General features: G+C 45.3%; 12 protein-coding genes and 1 tRNA gene. 9 read left to right on the top strand and 4 right to left on the bottom strand.

Annotation, left to right across the window (positions count from 1 at the left end):
* Positions 1 to 52: 52 nt before the first annotated feature.
* Positions 53 to 2287 carry a bifunctional (p)ppGpp synthetase/guanosine-3',5'-bis(diphosphate) 3'-pyrophosphohydrolase gene (locus tag GFS24_RS22105; RefSeq protein ID WP_153663353.1) on the bottom strand — a complete coding sequence of 745 codons (2235 nt, stop codon included), beginning with the start codon at positions 2285 to 2287 and terminating at the stop codon, positions 53 to 55.
* A gap of 131 nt (positions 2288 to 2418) precedes the next feature.
* On the opposite strand from GFS24_RS22105, the gene GFS24_RS22100 reads away from it, so the two are divergent.
* The 5 genes from GFS24_RS22100 to GFS24_RS22080 all read left to right on the top strand — a co-directional run bounded on the left by GFS24_RS22100 (position 2419) and on the right by GFS24_RS22080 (position 6584).
* Positions 2419 to 2500 (top strand) — tRNA-Leu (locus GFS24_RS22100).
* A 178-nt stretch (positions 2501 to 2678) separates the two neighbouring features.
* Positions 2679 to 4049: a trigger factor gene (locus GFS24_RS22095; protein WP_153663351.1), complete on the top strand. Its 1371-nt coding sequence runs from the start codon at positions 2679 to 2681 to the stop codon at positions 4047 to 4049.
* The gene (gene clpP, locus GFS24_RS22090; protein WP_153663349.1) at positions 4039 to 4746 is read left to right on the top strand and encodes an ATP-dependent Clp endopeptidase proteolytic subunit ClpP; all 708 of its coding nucleotides are present in this window, start codon (positions 4039 to 4041) and stop codon (positions 4744 to 4746) included. The genes GFS24_RS22095 and clpP overlap by 11 nt, the downstream gene beginning before the upstream one ends.
* 165 nt (positions 4747 to 4911) lie before the next feature.
* Positions 4912 to 6153, top strand: a complete 1242-nt coding sequence (gene clpX / locus GFS24_RS22085) for an ATP-dependent Clp protease ATP-binding subunit ClpX (protein ID WP_153663347.1) — start codon at positions 4912 to 4914, stop codon at positions 6151 to 6153.
* A gap of 101 nt (positions 6154 to 6254) precedes the next feature.
* Positions 6255 to 6584 (top strand): hypothetical protein, encoded by a 330-nt coding sequence (locus GFS24_RS22080; protein ID WP_153663345.1) that lies wholly within the window; start codon positions 6255 to 6257, stop codon positions 6582 to 6584.
* 43 nt (positions 6585 to 6627) lie between these two features.
* Here the strand turns inward: GFS24_RS22080 and GFS24_RS22075 are convergent, their stop codons facing one another.
* Together GFS24_RS22075 and GFS24_RS22070 are read right to left on the bottom strand one after the other, a co-directional pair.
* On the bottom strand, positions 6628 to 7176 hold the full coding sequence (locus GFS24_RS22075) for a cupin domain-containing protein (protein WP_153663343.1): 549 nt from the start codon (positions 7174 to 7176) through the stop codon (positions 6628 to 6630).
* A gap of 1 nt (position 7177) precedes the next feature.
* Entirely contained in the window at positions 7178 to 8053 is an 876-nt protein-coding gene (locus GFS24_RS22070) for a cytochrome c (protein WP_153663341.1), read from the bottom strand.
* Between the two features lie 94 nt (positions 8054 to 8147).
* Between GFS24_RS22070 and GFS24_RS22065 the strand changes: the two genes are divergently transcribed.
* Complete coding sequence (locus GFS24_RS22065; protein ID WP_153663339.1) at positions 8148 to 8708, top strand: helix-turn-helix transcriptional regulator; 561 nt, start codon at positions 8148 to 8150, stop codon at positions 8706 to 8708.
* Between the two features lie 198 nt (positions 8709 to 8906).
* Here GFS24_RS22065 and GFS24_RS22060 read toward each other — a convergent pair whose 3' ends face one another.
* The gene (locus tag GFS24_RS22060; protein WP_371731301.1) at positions 8907 to 10559 is read right to left on the bottom strand and encodes an NADP-dependent glyceraldehyde-3-phosphate dehydrogenase; all 1653 of its coding nucleotides are present in this window, start codon (positions 10557 to 10559) and stop codon (positions 8907 to 8909) included.
* Positions 10560 to 11226: 667 nt separating this feature from the next.
* On the opposite strand from GFS24_RS22060, the gene GFS24_RS22055 reads away from it, so the two are divergent.
* The 3 genes from GFS24_RS22055 to GFS24_RS22045 are packed head-to-tail and all read left to right on the top strand — an operon-like array spanning position 11227 to position 17617.
* Complete coding sequence (locus GFS24_RS22055; RefSeq protein WP_153663337.1) at positions 11227 to 14406, top strand: TonB-dependent receptor; 3180 nt, start codon at positions 11227 to 11229, stop codon at positions 14404 to 14406.
* A gap of 20 nt (positions 14407 to 14426) precedes the next feature.
* Complete coding sequence (locus tag GFS24_RS22050; protein WP_153663335.1) at positions 14427 to 16349, top strand: RagB/SusD family nutrient uptake outer membrane protein; 1923 nt, start codon at positions 14427 to 14429, stop codon at positions 16347 to 16349.
* Between the two features lie 56 nt (positions 16350 to 16405).
* On the top strand, positions 16406 to 17617 hold the full coding sequence (locus GFS24_RS22045; RefSeq protein ID WP_173003157.1) for a DUF5000 domain-containing lipoprotein: 1212 nt from the start codon (positions 16406 to 16408) through the stop codon (positions 17615 to 17617).
* Positions 17618 to 17633 lie beyond the last annotated feature (16 nt).

Raw genomic sequence — 17633 nt, 5'->3', positions numbered from 1 at the left:
TAAAAGAGTCGCAAAAATAAGGCGATTGAATGAATAGTTGTAGAAATAATCCTTAATCTTCCAACCTGCTGATGCTCTGGATGCCATCAAGGCCCTTTAAGCGGTCCACTAATTCTTCCAGTTCATCCTTATCGTGCACGAAAACTTTGATCAAACCTTCAAATAAACCTTCCTTCGATTCAATGGTAAGGCCCGCAATGTTGATCTTGAGCTCTCCGGAAATGATATTGGTGATCTTGTGGATCACACCTACATCATCCATTCCCACAATGCGCAAACCTGTAAGGAAAGATATTTCACGGTTCTTCACCCATTTCGTTTTCACTACCCGGTGACCATAATGGGCCAGCAGCTGTGCGGCATTGGGGCAATTGGTACGGTGGATCTTCAATCCTTCACTGGCGGTGATAAAGCCAAACACATCATCCCCGGGGATAGGCCTGCAGCAGTTTGCCAGCTTATAGGCTATCTTATCTGAACTTTCTCCGAATATGATGAGTTCCGCATCTTTCTTGGCAGATTGCTTCTGATGGGGTTCTTCTATGATCACCTCCGGCAATTTCACCGGTTTGGGTGGTTCCAGCTTATCGCCCAGTACATTGAACTGTTTGAGTTCTTTCAGATCAATGTTTTTCACCGCTATCTGGTAGTAGAGGTCCAGCGGCGAGGGTTGTTTATAGAATTGCACCAGCTCATTGATGTTGTACTGGCTGGCGGAAACCTTCATATGGTCCAGTTTTCGTTCCAGCAATTCCTTCCCATCCATGGCCACTTTGCGCTTCTCTTCCTTCAAAGCGTCTTTGATCTTGCTTTTGGCTTTGGCCGTCAGCACAAAATTCAGCCAGTCATCTGAAGGCTTCTGTTTATTGGAGGTAATGATCTCCACCTGGTCTCCGCTGCGGAGTTTATGGCTCAGCGGCACCAGTTTATAATTCACCTTGGCGCCAATACACTTGTTCCCTACCGCACTATGGATAGAATACGCGAAATCCAGTGCAGTGGAGCCTACCGGCAATATTTTCAGATCCCCTTTTGGGGTATACACATATATTTCTTCCGTGAACAGGTTACTCTTGAAATCCGCCAGGAAGTCCAGTGTATTGGAATCCGGGCTGTTCAGGATCTCCCTGATCTGGGTGAACCACTGCTCAAACTTGGATTCCTGAACAGTTTGGTTTCCTTCCTTATAACGCCAGTGAGCAGCTACCCCTTTTTCCGCATAATCATTCATCCGCTTACTCCTGATCTGTACTTCCACCCATTTACCATTAGGCCCCATCACAGTTACGTGCAGTGCCTCGTATCCATTGCTTTTAGGGTTGCTCAGCCAATCCCTTGTACGTTCAGGGCTGGGGTGATAGAAGTCCGTAATAATGGAATATACTTTCCAGCAATCCGCTTTTTCCTTGTCCACAGCGGAATCCAGGATAATACGAATGGCAAAAAGGTCGTATACCTCTTCAAACTGAACACCCTTGGTTTTGATCTTATTCCAGATGGAATGGATGCTTTTGGGGCGCCCGTATATATCAAAAGTAAATCCTTCTTCCTGGAGAACTTCTTTAATAGGTTTGATGAACTCATTAATATACCGGCTGCGTTCCCGCTTGGTTTCCTTGAGCCGGCGGGCAATTTCCCGGTATTTGTCCTGTTCCGTATACTTCATCGCCAAGTCTTCCAGCTCACTCTTAATAATATACAGGCCCAGGCGATGCGCCAGGGGAGCATACACAAATACCGTCTCAGAAGCTATCTTCAGTTGTTTTTCCCTGCTCATACTGTCCAGCGTGCGCATATTATGCAGCCGGTCCGCCAGTTTAATAAGGATCACCCTGGGGTCATCCGCCAGCGTGAGGAGTATCTTTTTGAAGTTCTCCGCCTGTGTGGTACTGGTATTGGAGTCAATAACAGTAGATATCTTGGTAAGCCCGTTAACGATATGAGCTATCTCCGTACCGAATTCCCTTTCCACATCTTCCAGCGTCACTTCCGTATCTTCTACTGTATCGTGCAACAGGGCACAGATGGCAGAACGTACCCCCAGGCCTATTTCTTCAACAGTGATCTGGGCAACAGCCAGGGGATGGAGGATATAGGGCTCGCCTGATTTACGGCGCATATCTTTATGAGCATCCGCCGCCATTTCAAAGGCAGTACGTACGAGTTCGCGGTCTCCTTTCTTCAAACGGGGTTTGAGAGCCCGTAAGAGGGCCCGGTAATGCCGGACGATCTCTTTTTTCTCCTGCTCTTCGTCGAGATTATATTTTTGAACGGTCACAGTTTCCATGCTAAGATCAAAATTACGAAATCAGCAGCAGTATTGGAACAGGGGAAATTGGCTACCCCCGGTTCAAATATTTTTAAAATTCCCAAAAAACGATACCTTTGCAGTCCTTTAAAATAAGGGCTTTTGAATTTGCGGGTGTGGTGAAATTGGTAGACACGCCAGACTTAGGATCTGGTGCCTCACGGTATGTAGGTTCGAGTCCTATCACCCGCACTAACATCACCCGGAGCGTTGACAGTTCAAAGTCAAAATTGACTGCCAACGCTTCGTCCTAACTGCTAAAACGGCAGAGACTCCCTCCCCGCAGGTGCATGGCACAATCTTCGTAGACAAGTGCTTCAAGCCCTGAACAAGTTTATATTCTGTGTTTTAATATATTAACAAAAAACAAATGGCAACCGTAACCAGAGAGAACATTGGTTTATTAAATGATAAGATCACTGTGAAAGTGAGCCAGGAAGACTACCTTCCCAATTTCGAGAAAGCCGTAAAGCATTTTTCTAAAACCGCTAATATTCCGGGTTTCCGTAAAGGTCAGGTTCCTGCGGGCATGATCAAGAAAATGAGCGGCCAGGCCCTGTTCGCTGACGAAATATTGAAAACCGTTGAGAAAGAACTGATGGGTTACCTGCAACAGGAAAAACTGGAGATCTTCGCCCAGCCCCTGCCTTTAGACGCAGAAGCCAAAAACTTCAACTACGCTGTACCTGAAGCATACGACTTTAACTTCGAAATCGGACTGAAACCGGCTTTCGATGCTTCCCAACTGCTCAATAAAACTACCCTTACCCGTTATAACGTAAAGGTTACAGATGAAATAGTAGCACAGGAAATAGAACGCCTCCAACTGAAAGGTGGCAAAATGTCTGAACCTGAAACAGTTACTTCTGAAGATAACGTACTCACCATAGAATTCCTGGAAAGCGACGCTAAAGGCAATGTAGCTGAAGGCGCTGAGAAGAAAGAGAACTCCATGCTGGTGAAATACTTCTCTAAAGATGTACAGGACAAACTCCAGGGCAAAAAAGCAGGCGATACCCTCACTATCCAGCTGGGTAAAGCTTTCGATAAAGAACGCATAGAGTTTGTTCAGAAGGACCTCGGACTGGCAAATGATAAAGATGCCGAAAAGAAATACTTCCAATTAACGATTACCAAAGTAGGACTGATCGAAAAAAGAGAACTGAATGAAGAATTCTTCAAAGAAGTTTATCCCGGCCAGGACATCACTACAGAAGAAGCATTCAAAGACAAACTGAAAGAAGAGATCGGTAAATACTGGAAACAGGAAGCTACCAACCATCTCCACAATGAACTGTTTGAAACTTTGGTGCATGAAACACCCATCGAGCTTCCTAAAGATTTCCTCAAACGCTGGCTGCAAAAAGGTGGTGAAAAGCCTAAAACAGCTGAGGAAGCCGAGCACGAATACCCTAATTTCGACCATCAGCTCCGCTGGACACTGATCAGCGACAAACTGATCCGTGATAATTCCCTGGAAGTTTCTTTCGAAGAACTGAAAGAAAGTGCCCGCGCCAAGATCATGGGATACTATGGCATTGGCGGCGAACAGGCAGAATGGCTGGATAGCTACCTGGACCGCCTGCTGCAGGATGAAAAATATGTTGATCAAACATACCGCGAAATGATCACTCAAAAGCTGTTTGACTGGGCAGAAACAAAGGTGAACGTGAAAGAAGAGGAAATATCCGCTGAAGAATTTGTAAAATTACCTCATAAACATCACCATCATGAACATTAACAACGAATTCAGGAAATATGCCATCCAGCACCGCGGTATCAGTAGCCTGGTGGTAGATAGTTACGCTAAAAGTCACCAGATCAATTCTCTGACCCCTTATATCATTGAGGAACGTCAGCTGAATGTTACCCAGATGGACGTATTTTCCCGTCTCATGGCTGACCGGATCATCTTTTTGGGAGATCCCGTAAATGATTATGTGGCCAATGTTATCACTGCCCAGTTATTATTCCTGGAATCAGCTGATCGCAACCGCGATATTCAAATGTACATTAACAGTCCTGGTGGTAGCGTATACGCTGGCCTCGGGATCTATGATACCATGCAGATCATTTCTCCGGATATCGCTACCATCTGTACCGGTATGGCCGCTTCTTTCGGCGCCGTGCTGCTCGTAGCTGGTTCCAAAGGAAAACGCACCGCATTGAAACATGCCCGTGTAATGATCCACCAACCGCATGGTGGTGCAGAAGGTCAAACTTCTGACATCGAGATCACAGCCCGTGAATTCGTAAAACTCAAGAAAGAGCTGAACGAGATCATTGCCGGTCACTGCGGTCAACCCGTTAAAAAAGTGGAGAAAGACTCCGATCGTGACTATTGGATGACAGCTGATGAAGCGAAAGAATACGGCATCATTGATGACGTACTCGAAAAGAATCCAAGGAAAAAAGCAGCGGAAAATAATCCTCAATAATCCTGAAACGTCCCGCCCACGCGGGACGTTTTCATTTAAACCCGGCTATTCCGGGGTAACCAAAAGGTATGTTAATTTCAGCTGGTCCGGCTGCCCGTTAACCGCGAAAAAGTGTAATTTTGTATCCCCCGAGGGGAAGCTGAATGTCATATTAAAAAATATTAAATGAAAGAGTCCAAAATACGCTGTTCGTTCTGCAATCGTAATAAAGACGAGGTAAGGATATTGATAGCCGGTGCGGAAGGACACATTTGTGAAAATTGTGTGGCCAACGCGCAGGAGATCATTGAGCAGGAATTTACACCTTCCGGAGATGCAAAGAAATCCACGCCTTCCCTGTTTGTTCCTAAAGTGTCCAAACCCGTGGAGATCAAGAAATTCCTGGATGAATACGTGATCGGGCAGGACGATGCCAAGAAGATCCTGGCCGTTGCTGTTTATAATCACTACAAAAGGCTGAACCAACAGGTGCTGGAAGATGATGTGGAAATTGAAAAGAGCAACCTGATCATGGTAGGCGAAACCGGTACTGGTAAAACCCTGCTGGCAAAATCCATCGCTAAACTGCTGAATGTTCCTTTCACCATCGTAGACGCCACTGTTTTCACAGAAGCCGGTTATGTAGGCGAAGACGTGGAAAGCATCCTCACCCGCCTGCTCCAGGTTTGTAACTACGATGTGGAAGCTGCGGAAAGAGGCATCGTTTATATCGATGAAATAGACAAGATCGCCCGTAAAAGTGATAACCCTTCCATCACCCGTGATGTGAGCGGAGAAGGGGTACAACAAGGTTTGCTGAAACTGCTGGAAGGTACAGAAGTGCTGGTTCCACCACAAGGCGGCCGTAAACACCCTGAGCAAAAGCTGATCAAGGTAAATACACAGAATATCCTCTTTATATGCGGAGGTGCATTTGATGGTGTAGACCGTATCATCAGCCGCCGGATTCAAACCCACTCCATCGGTTTCACCGTGAATAAGGATAGAGAAGAAGATGCACGCAAGCACATCCTCCGCTATGTGAACTCACAGGACCTGAAACAATTTGGATTGATCCCTGAGCTGCTGGGCCGTTTACCTGTTGTTACGTACCTGAACACGCTGGATAAAGATGCACTGAAAGATATCCTCACCAAACCGCGTAACGCCCTGGTGAAACAATACAGGAAACTCTTCCAGGTAGAAGGAATAGATCTGAAGATTGGAGAAGATGCATTGGAATATATTGTGGACAAAGCGCTGGAATACAAGCTGGGCGCCCGCGGGCTTCGCTCTATCTGTGAGATCTTACTGGCAGATGCGATGTTCCACTTACCATCTACAGATGAAAAGTCCTTTGAGCTCACACGTGCCTACGCCGAAGAGAAATTGGAGAAAAGCACCCTGGTGACGTTGAAAGTAGCGTAAACTTATTATAACCATTGATGGTTGTTGGAGAAGAGATACATTGTTTTTCGTAACTTGTTACGGTTGTATCTTTTCTTTAACAACCATCAATTTTTTTACCCATGCAAGAGCTTATACAGAACCTCAAAGACAGAGCAGGCCTTACCGACGAGCAAGCCGTTAAAGCCATTGATACCGTTAAAGATTTCGTGAAAAGTAAGCTACCCGCGGCTATTGCAGGTAATGTAGACAATTGGTTCACAGGCCTTGGCACCGCTGCACCTCAACCCAAAAAAGAAGGGTTTGTGGACCAGGCAGAAGACTTCCTGGATAATGTATCAGACAAAGTTGAAGACTGGGCTGAAAAAGCGAAAGACAAAGCGGAGGATATCGTGAAAGAAGCAAAAGATAAAATTTCCGGCTTCTTTGATAAAGGCAACGAAAAGAAATAACATGTAAGATCTCATTTAAGTAGAGGCGCATCCATTTGCGTCTCTACGATTTATAATATTGTTCCAACTCTTTTTCAACACCCTTCCTCCTCGCAATCCTCCCAAGGTAGCGAAACAATCTGACCTGTAACCAATAAGGTAACACAGTCAGGTAAGTTTCTCCCATTTCCATCAGTATGGCAAGATGCGCTAACTTAAGCGGAATGCCGCTCTTGCGTACTTTTCCATCCGTAGCCAAACCATAAGCAACCCGCAGGCAGGCTTCAAATTGCCTGGCCGGCGTGATGGTTACTTTGAAAGTAACAGGCCGTTTACCACTTGGATTGAAGAACAAGTGACGCTCATATAACGGCACTTCTGCCATCCCACCCCTAGACAGGAAAAAAAACCCTTTCCCTATCCGCAGGCCCAACTCTCCTTCCAGCACTTCAAATTGTTCCTGGTAAGTAGTATGAAAATGCAAGCCGTTCTTCCCGCCAGGCGCCAGTTCTACCAACACAGTAACATGAGAGCCACCCGTTTCTTCCGTTGTTTCCAGGAAGGTTACTTTATCACCAATAACAGGATTACTAATAGTACGGGGCAAAGACATCTTATAATGTTTTTAGATAGAGATAAAGGGCCTGTAGCTCTTCGTCCGTATAATTTTTCGTCATTTGCCAGGGCATGTCTTCATTCTTCAGTTGCCGGCCATCCGGAGTGGCGCCTGTGCGCAATACATTCATAAACTGGCTCAGTGTCCATTTACCAATGTTACCGCTGGCTGTGATATCGCGCACTGGCGTACCGCCGGGGATCACGTTATCTCCCCCTTTCAGATCTGGTTTATGACAACCCGTACAAGACAGTGTAAGATATTTTCCATATTCAACAGATACAGATTTCTTTATCTTCTGAGGATACTTTTCAAGATGGTTGATCTGATCTGCAGGGATCAGCGGAAGTTTATCCAAACCCGACAGTACAGTGCCCAGCGGCCCCAGTTTAATACTGGCAGGTGCTGCATCCACCGGAGGCACAGATTTGCAATAAGCAATAAGGCTTCCCAGATCATGGTCCGCCAGTTTACAATATTCATATGAAGGCATTATTATAAGTGGTTTACCATCGGGTCTTAATCCATGGCGAAAAGCCCTGATCCAATCTCGGTCTGTATAATTTGCAGGCCGGCCACCTTTTCCCGAGGTAAGATTTGCAGCTCTTATGGTACCAACCATCCCGTCGTCGAGGAAGATCTTTCCTGACAGATCCTCTCCATGGCAGTCCCCACAGCCTTTGGTAGCGTAGATATGCGCGCCTTCCGCTATGGAGGCGGAATCAGAAGGAATATCAAACATCCGTACTTCTACGTTGTACGTTTTGGCCCTCTTGTTATTGACCACAATATGCATTACAAAATAAAATATAAGGATCAGCGCCACCAATACACCAATCCCGCCACCTATCCATTTGAGTATTTTCCGCAACATGTTTATTACTATTTTTGTTTCATCAAAGTTATTCCACTCAACCCCGGTGGATAGTACGATAAACGGATAAACATATACGAAAAACGGATTTAGAATGACCCCAAAAATGCCATCCGATACGCTACATGCGATCGCAAACCATGCGTTCTTTACAGACCACGTTTCATTCCTGGTAAAAGAACAAACCACTTTAGCTGATGAAATTGAAGATCAGTATGCAGACCTGTGGGATCCACTCCAGGCATTGCTGCACTTTAATGTAAAAGCCATTCCGGCAAGAAGTATCCACCCTGCAGATGCTAAACGTTTGCAACAGGTGAAATCATTCCTGCAGGAACATTACCTTGACCCGGTACTCAGCCTGGGCCTGCTTTGCAGAAGATTTGGATTGAATGAGTTTAAATTGAAAAGAGGGTTCAAACAATTGTTTGGATATACTGTTTTTGGCTACGTGCAGGAAATGAGAATGAAAACTGCCCGCCAGATCCTCGCAGAAGGAAGAATGAATGTGAATGAAGTAGCGGATCACTTAGGCTATAGTTCGCCGAATCATTTTTCTACGGCTTTCAAGAAGATGTACGGCATTCCGCCTGCAAAACTTAAGTCGTTCTCGTTTAATTTCTTCTCAACTCCAAAAGAAAACCGCCCCGAATGAGGCGGCTTTACAAGGAGTAGAAATTTTCTCGATCTTACTGTTTGTTTTAGGTTGATAAATTGGTAAGGAAAGTAATTAACCCAAATTTAACTTTCTGTTTGCAATTTTCCATCACACTAATGTGTAAAAATGAAGAATTGTGAAAAAAGTGAAACGCTGTGCTGCTAAGTTTTAGCAACACAGCGACATTACAGTTTATCAAAAAATATACTTTGTAGAAAGAAAGTTTGAAGATTGCCCGCTGACGATCTCATTTATGAGCGCTTTGTTCTCTTCTGTTTGTTTTGTGGCCACCATCGAGCGAATGGAAAACGCTCTTAAAGCGTCGGAAACAGAAAGTGTTGCTTCTGCAGAATCCTTTCTTCCTGTAAAAGGGAAGATATCCGGTCCGCGCTGGCACTGGCAATTGATGTTTACACGACTCACCTGGTTGATCAACGGATCGATCAATATGGAGAGTTCCGCAGCATCATTGGTGAAGATGCTCACCTGCTGCCCATGGTCAGATGCAATCAAATAATCAATGGGTGTTTCAATATCCTCGAAGGGGATCACAGGGATCACCGGTCCGAATTGTTCCTCTCTGTACAACTTCATTTTCTCATTCACAGGATACACTACGGCAGGATACACAAAAGAGGCATTTGCAGCCCCGCCATGCAGGTTCATCACCTTAGCGCCATGTGCAACTGCATCCGCTACACAACTCTGCAAATAACCCGGCTTATGAGGTTCTGGCAGGGGTGTGAGGAACACGTCTTTCTCCCATGGCATACCGAATTTTAATTTTCCTACCGCCGCTGTCAGTTTTTCCAGGAATGTATCCGCCACATTTTTATGTACATAAACGATCTTGATAGCGGTACAGCGCTGCCCGTTAAAGGACAAAGATCCCAGCACACATTCTTTTACCGCCAGATCAATATCTGCCTTCTCCGTAATAATGGCTGCATTCTTTGCATCCAGCCCCAGAATAGCACGCAGGCGGTTTACCTTAGGATGCATCTTTTTCAGCTGGTTCGCAACTTTACTGGAACCGATCAGCGTTAATACATTGATCTTGCCGGATTCCATTAATGGTGCAATGATCACATTGCCGCGGCCGTAGATCGTATTCACCACACCTTTGGGAAAACAGTCCCTGAAAGCTTCCAGCAAGGGGTAATGTACTAAAGTACCGTGCTTGGGAGGTTTGAACAATAAAGTATTTCCCATGATCAGTGCCGGGATCAGGGTAGTGAATGTTTCATTCAGCGGATAATTGAAAGGCCCCATGCAAAGCACCACGCCCAATGGGGAACGACGAACCTGGCCAATGATCCCCTGCTCTATCTGGAAGCGGGAAGATTGACGATCCAGATCTTTCAGCGCATCGATGGTAGCGTTGATGTACTCTACCGTTCTGTCAAATTCTTTAATGGAATCCGCCAGGGACTTACCGATCTCCCACATAATGAGCTGCACTACTTCCTGCTTTTTAGCGATCATCCTGCCGGTGAATTTCTCCACACAGGCAATCCTTTCGGAAACAGACATCGTAGGCCATTCTCCCCGCCCGTCGCGATAAGCGAGGATAGCCGCATCCAGGGAAGCCTGTGCTTCCTCTGCTCCGCACAGCGGATAGGAACCGATCACTTTTCGTTCCAGGCCTTTTTCGGTTTTAATACAAATGGGGGATAGTACAGTGTGCACCTCGCCAGTCCATGTTTTCATAACGCCATCCGAGAGATATTCTCGCTGATGGACCTCTGCCGGCAGCCTGAATTCCTCGGGGATGGCGGAATCGGCCGGAAAAAGGTTGTTGAGTTGTTCTTCAAAAGTGGTCATATAGTTTGGGAATAATATCTGCACAAGATAGAAAGTATTATAGAATAAACATATAAATATAACCGTAAGCCTAATAGAATCAATCTATTAGAATATTGCAATCGTTTGCTTTACATTTCCCTACCAACAAGGATACTTCTTCAGGCTCCACTTGACAATTTTAGATCGATGTAGTAAAAATAACATCGTTCTGAAATAAAATAACACCACATAATGCTAATTTGGTATTATATTTTTCATAACTTCCCGCCTATTTTTAAGGTCATTCTACAATAGCTGCAAACGATTGCAGCAGAGTGGCAATTATTCAACCAAAATAAAGATACTATCAACCGTTTTTGCTAAGAAAAAATCTGCCTATACCGAGACTAAAATCGCAGATACATGAATTCCACCGACCAGAATTGACATAATGACAATCCTTATGCTTGATAATACGCTACAGTAACCATTTACAACAGGTTCCTCCGCAGATTTAAGGGCAATACCTGCAAACGTTTGCAGTACAGGAAATTCATCTTGTCTTATTAGTGAACTACAAAATTCCAACGTCTATGAATAGCGCTACCACAGCTATGAAAGGGAGAACAATGATGAGGCGCCCGCGCGGAAGTCCGGCTGGTATGATCCGATCTCTCAAACACCGCCGCTACGGCCGTGATCTTTTATCAAATTCACAAAATTCAATTCCATGTTAAAAAAATTACTCCTCTTTAATTTCCTGTTGCTACTGCTCCTGCGGGTGCAATATGCAGCAGCGGAATCTGTCAATTCACCTGTCACAGCCTTCGCCGATCATGAGATCAAGGGTATTGTGAAGGATAGTCTCGGTACGCCGCTACCTGGTGTAACGCTGATGGTGAAGAACAAATTTTCTATTGGTACCACCACAGATGTCAATGGCCGCTACATTCTCGTTGTGCCGGACAATGCAGTTATTATCGTGCGTATGATCGGTTTCCAGGAACAGGAAATTTCAGCTGATGGCCGCACTACCATCGACATCATTATGAAATCATCCGCCAGCAACCTCAATGAAACGGTGGTAGTAGCTTATGGTACACAGAAGAAGAGAGAAGTGGTAGGTTCCGTTACCTCTATTAATGTAGAGGACCTAAAAGTACCTTCCAGTAACCTCACTACAGCCCTTGCAGGACGTGCAGCCGGTCTGATCGCATTTCAGCGTAGTGGTGAACCGGGTGCTGATAATGCAAACTTCTTTATTCGTGGTGTTACCACTTTTGGATACAAACAGGATCCATTGATCCTGATAGATGGAGTAGAACTTACAACGGATGACCTGGCGCGTCTTCGCCCGGATGATATTGAAAGCTTCTCCATTATGAAGGATGCAACTTCTACTGCATTATATGGCGCAAGAGGTGCTAACGGTGTTATCCTCGTTACAACAAAAAGAGGTAAACAAGGCCCGGCTAAGGTGAATTTAAGGGTAGAAAACTCCGTCACTGCTCCTACGAAGAAAATAGAACTGGCAGATCCTATTACCTACATGAAACTGGCCAATGAAGCAACCCTCACCCGTAACAGGCTGGAACCTATCCTCTATACGGAGGAAAAGATAGAACGTACTGCCAGCGGTGAAAATCCCTATGTATATCCGGCCAATGACTGGGATGATATGCTGTTCAGGAAGTATGCTACAAGCCAGCGTGCCAACCTGAACGTAAGTGGTGGTGGTACGGTGGCCCGCTATTTTATTTCCGGCTCTTATACAAAGGATAATGGAATGCTGAAAGTGGACAAGCGGAACAACTTCAATAACAACGTGAATATAGGCAGGTATACTTTCCGTGCCAACGTAGATGTTGATCTTACAAAAACCACGACACTAACAGTACGGGCATCCGGTAACTATGATGACTATAAAGGTCCTCTTGGAAGCGGTGCCACTTCAGGCGGTGCATTGATGTACAGTATGGCCATGCACTCTAATCCTGTGATGTTTCCTGCTTACTATGAAAAGGATGCAGACCATTGGTATGTGAAACATATTATGTTTGGCAATGCAGGCCAGGGAGGAAGTTACATCAACCCATACGCCCTGATGGTAATGGGGTATAAAGATGAGTCCCGCTCTTTTATGTCCGCACAAACAGAACTCAAACAAAACTTTGATTTCCTCATACCCGGTTTGAACTTCCGCACAATGCTGAACGTGAACCGTACTTCCAACTTTTCTATCCTCCGGGCTTATAATCCATTCTATTATAATGCAACCGGTTATGACAGACAAACAAAAAACTTCACCCTTGTTCCTCTAAACCCTGACCAGGGAACAGAATACCTGGAGGCTTATGGCGGCGGTGGCTCCGGTAATCGAATAAACGCTATTTTCTATTGGGAAAATGCACTGAACTATGGTAAAACCATAGGGGATCATAGTATCAACGCCATGCTCATCGGCATCATGAGAAGTACAATTGCTCCACCATCGGCAGCACCCAACAACCAAAGCACCCTACAATTATCTTTGCCTTACCGGAACTCTGGTGTATCCGGCAGGTTAACTTATAATTATGCCTCTAAGTATTTTGCAGAATTCAACTTTGGCTATAATGGTTCAGAACGTTTTTATGAAAAACAACGTTTTGGCTTTTTCCCATCAGCAGGGGTAGCCTGGACCATTTCTAATGAAGATTTCTTCAAACCCTACAGCAAGTCTGTTACCAATTTAAAACTGCGAGGTACCTACGGCCTGGTGGGTAATGATGCGATCGGTAACCAGGAAGACCGTTTCTTCTATTTATCCCAAACCAATCCGAATGATGCCTCCAAAGGAGCCACCTTTGGGAGAGATAACGGATATACCCGCCCCGGTTATTCCATCACCCGGTATGCCAACCAGGATATTACCTGGGAAAAATCTTATCAAAGCAATATTGCCCTGGAACTTGGTCTTTTCAACAAGTTCACCTTTACGGGAGAATACTACACAACACAGCGGAAGAACATCCTGATGGACCGTAGTAATAATCCTTCTACAATGGGGTTGGCTGATACAACAAGAGCCAATATGGGCTCAGCATCCAGCCGTGGCGTGGACCTGTCGCTGAATTACTCTGCTAACTTCACCAGCGACACATGGCTGGAAGTTATGGGTAATTTCACTTATGCTACCGGCCGCTTTAAAGTAGTTGAAGAGCCCACCTTTCTGCCCAATGAAGCAGCATATCGCACCCGCGTTGGTTATCCTGTTAACCAACAATGGGGATATATTGCTGAAAGGCTTTTTGTAGATGATGAGGAAGCAAGGAATTCCCCCAGGCAAAACTTTGGCCCATATGGTGGTGGTGATATCAAATACACGGATGTGAACAGGGATGGAGAGATCACCACGGCAGACAGGGTACCTATTGGCTACCCTACCAATCCGGAGATCACTTACGGAATAGGTTTCTCAGCGGGATATAAAGCCTTTGATTTTTCTGTATTCTTCCAGGGTTCCGCCCGGGAATCTTTCTGGATAAATGCAGCAGAAACAGCACCTTTTGTGGGTGAATCACAATTGCTGAAAGCTTACGCAGATGATCATTGGTCTGAGGACAATCGTAATATATATGCCCTATGGCCAAGGCTTAGCATGACGCAGATGAATAACAACATACAAAGAAGTACCTGGTTTATGCGCAACAGTAGTTTCCTGCGGCTCAAACAAATGGAACTTGGATACAATGTTCCTAAAAGCTTCCAGAGAAAACTGCATACCAGTGTTCTGCGCCTCTATCTGAATGCGACCAATCTGTTCGTGCTTTCCAGCTTCAAATTATGGGATGTGGAACAAGGCGGAAATGGTCTTGGTTATCCGCTGCAACGGGTAATTAACATTGGTCTGAACATCACATTCAATTAAGCCATTAAAAACAGCAAGAAATGAATATCAAATATACATGGCGGATCATAGTGGGGGCAATATTGGTATTGCCATTGCTGAATTCCTGCAAAAAATACCTGGACGTGGTGCCTGATTCCATAGCCACCATTGAGAATGCGTTCACCATGCGCAAGGAAGCAGAAAAATATCTTTTTACCTGCTACTCTTATATGCCTGCAACTGGCAACCCTTCTGCCAATCCCGGGATTACAAGCGGCGATGAACTTTCTCTTATTTATCCGTTTGTAGCGAGTGCACTGCAACCTCCTCCTTACCATATAGCACGTGGTTTCCAGAATGTGGTAGACCCTTATGCTAATTACTGGGACGGCACACAGCAAGGAAAAAAGCTTTTCCTTGGCCTGCGGGACTGTAATATTTTTCTTGAGAATATTCACAAAGTACCGGACATCAATACTGACGACAGAAGGCGCTGGATTGCAGAAGTGAAATTCCTGAAGGCCTACTATCATTTTTACCTGTTGCGTAATTATGGTCCCATTCCATTGATCAAGGAAAATTTGCCGCTGGAAGCGAGCAATGAAGCCGTTAGGGTTTACCGTGATCCCGTGGATTCCTGCTTTGCGTATATCGTTCAACTGATGGATGAGGCAAAGGATGATCTGCCTGTAACAATTACCAATGAAACAGACGAACTGGGTCGTATCACCAAACCTATCTGCCTTGCCATAAAGGCAAAGATACTGGTTACGGCAGCCAGCCCACTGTTCAACGGTAATGCAGATTATTCTTCCTATATAGATAACAGGGGCATAAAATTGTTCAACACAACGAAAGATGACACCAAATGGGCCAAAGCCGCAGAAGCCTGTAAAGAGGCGGTTGATCTTTGCCACGAAGTAGGTTTAAAACTTTTCATTTTTAAGCCGGACGCGTTGGCAACACCGCTTGCTCCCGAAACGGTCACACAAATGAGCCTTCGTAGTGCCGTAACCGAAAAATGGAACTCCGAGATCATCTGGGCTAACACGAACAGTATGAGCAACCCGCTGCAGATCCTCAATATTCCACGCGGACTGGACCCTGCACAGGCCGGCAACACTGCTCCCCGCGGGCAAATGGCGCCACCACTGAAAATGGCAGAGTTGTTCTATACAAAGAACGGGCTGCCGATCAGTGAGGATAGAACATGGGATTATACTGGCCGTTATGGTTTGCGTACTGCCCTCAACTCCGAGCGGTTCAATATTGAAGAAGGTTACACTACAGCAGCATTACACTTTGACCGGGAAAACCGTTTTTATGCCAACATCGCTTTTGACGGCGGCAAATGGTATGGCTATGGTATTCCGGATGATACTAAAAGTATTACCCTCAAAGCAAAAAAGGGACAGGCATCTTCTGCACAGGTAAACTTTTCTTACTCCACTACTGGTTACTGGGTAAAGAAACTGGTAAACTATCAGAATATCATTGGCGCCAACTCCACGCTCACCATCAGGGATTATCCATGGCCTGAAGTAAGGCTGGCAGATCTTTACCTGCTGTACGCTGAAGCATTGAATGAAAAGGATGGCCCTACCGCGGACGCCCTGAGCTGGATCAATCTTGTAAGAACAAGAGCGGCTATTCCTTCTGTGGAAACGGCATGGACCACCTACGCAAAAAATCCTGCAGCTTACCAAACCAAAGATGGTCTGCGCAAGATCATTCACCAGGAACGCCTGATAGAACTGGCTTTTGAAGGCCACCGTTTCTATGATCTGCGTCGTTGGAAAGAAGCGATGAGTGTGCTCAATCAACCTATCACGGGATGGGACCTTGAGCAGGCTACACCGGAAGCATATTACCGCGTACGTCCTATTTACACAATGACTTTTAGTCTCAAGGATTATTTCTGGCCTATCAGGGAAAATAACCTTACCGTGAACAGGAACCTGTTGCAATCTCCGGGTTGGTAACATGTAATCATTACAACTCAATTGATCATTCAATGCTTCACATAAAAATATTCAATATGAACAGGCATCACATTCTTATACTATTACTGGGGCTTTTCCTTTGGTCTTCCTGTAAAGAAAAGGGCCAGCTTGTATACCTGGACGACAGTGCACCTGCTCCCGCTCCGGTGACTGATATCACTGTTGTTCAGACTGCCGGTGGCGCTAAGCTGCATTACAAGATCCCTTCAGATAAAAACCTGCTTTTTGTAAAAGCAGTATATGATATCCAACCGGGTGTATTCCGGGAAACTGAAACTTCTATTTTCCAGGACACCCTGGTATTAGAAGGTTTTGGGGATACGCAACCACATGAAGTGAAGATCTATTCCGTGGGCCGGAATAAAAAAGAGTCCGCACCTGTAAGTGTTACGGTTACCCCGTTAACTCCTCCGGTGCATACAGTATTTGCCACCCTCACATTAAAGGAAACATTCGGTGGTGCTTCCATTACTTTTCTAAATCCGGCGGAAGCTTCTCTTGCCATTGTGTTGATGAGAGACACTACCGGAAGAGGAGACTGGGCAGACGTAACTACCTATTATTCCGCATCTGCCAAGGGAGCTTTCTCTGCACGCGGCTTTGATACTATTCCCATTAAGTTTGCCACTTATATACGGGACCGTTGGAATAATAAGTCCGATACACTCACCCTAACGCTCAAACCAATTTTTGAAACAAAACTGGACCGTCTTGGCTTTAAAGAAGTTTTACTGCCTACAGACGTAAACATAGGCCACGTTTTCTCTAACCTGAGCCCACGTAACATCAGCTTTTTATTCAACAATATCTATGGAACGGCTAACGCAAATGATTGTTTCCACACAAGGCCCAATGAACCCAAAATGCCACAATGGTTCACTTTTGACATTGGTGCAGAAAGCAACCTGAGCCGGTTCAAACTTTATCATCGTGGGGGTACCAGTGGTTTCTACCGCGGAGGAGATCCCAAGAGATTTGAAGTATGGGGAAGCAACAGCCCGAATACAGACGGTAGCTGGGATAGCTGGACGTTATTAGCCACTTTCAACTCCGTTAAACCTTCCGGCGCAGCATTAGGTACTAATACCACCGAAGATGAAGCATTTGCCGTAATCAACGGGGAGGATTTTGAGTTTCCGCCTGGCACTCCTTCCGTAAGGTATCTCCGTTTCAAAACACTTGAAACATGGGGACTGTTCCAGTATATCTATATTTCAGAATTGATGTTCTGGGGTGCTAAAAAATAAAGACATTTTTCAACTT

The sequence above is a fragment of the Chitinophaga sp. SYP-B3965 genome, from assembly GCF_009647655.1.
Taxonomy (GTDB): Bacteria; Bacteroidota; Bacteroidia; order Chitinophagales; family Chitinophagaceae; genus Chitinophaga.
Note: the sequence above shows the minus strand (reverse complement) of the source record. Positions and strands in the feature narration are given on the sequence as shown.

Coding starts and splice junctions, on each gene's coding strand:
- GFS24_RS22045 (WP_173003157.1), top strand. CDS start 16,406: ATGAACAGGCATCACATTCTTATACTATTACTGGGGCTTTTCCTTTGG.
- clpP (WP_153663349.1), top strand. CDS start 4,039: ATGAACATTAACAACGAATTCAGGAAATATGCCATCCAGCACCGCGGT.
- GFS24_RS22095 (WP_153663351.1), top strand. CDS start 2,679: ATGGCAACCGTAACCAGAGAGAACATTGGTTTATTAAATGATAAGATC.
- GFS24_RS22070 (WP_153663341.1), bottom strand. CDS start 8,053: ATGTTGCGGAAAATACTCAAATGGATAGGTGGCGGGATTGGTGTATTG.
- GFS24_RS22065 (WP_153663339.1), top strand. CDS start 8,148: ATGACCCCAAAAATGCCATCCGATACGCTACATGCGATCGCAAACCAT.
- GFS24_RS22075 (WP_153663343.1), bottom strand. CDS start 7,176: ATGTCTTTGCCCCGTACTATTAGTAATCCTGTTATTGGTGATAAAGTA.
- GFS24_RS22105 (WP_153663353.1), bottom strand. CDS start 2,287: ATGGAAACTGTGACCGTTCAAAAATATAATCTCGACGAAGAGCAGGAG.
- GFS24_RS22055 (WP_153663337.1), top strand. CDS start 11,227: ATGTTAAAAAAATTACTCCTCTTTAATTTCCTGTTGCTACTGCTCCTG.
- GFS24_RS22050 (WP_153663335.1), top strand. CDS start 14,427: ATGAATATCAAATATACATGGCGGATCATAGTGGGGGCAATATTGGTA.
- GFS24_RS22080 (WP_153663345.1), top strand. CDS start 6,255: ATGCAAGAGCTTATACAGAACCTCAAAGACAGAGCAGGCCTTACCGAC.
- clpX (WP_153663347.1), top strand. CDS start 4,912: ATGAAAGAGTCCAAAATACGCTGTTCGTTCTGCAATCGTAATAAAGAC.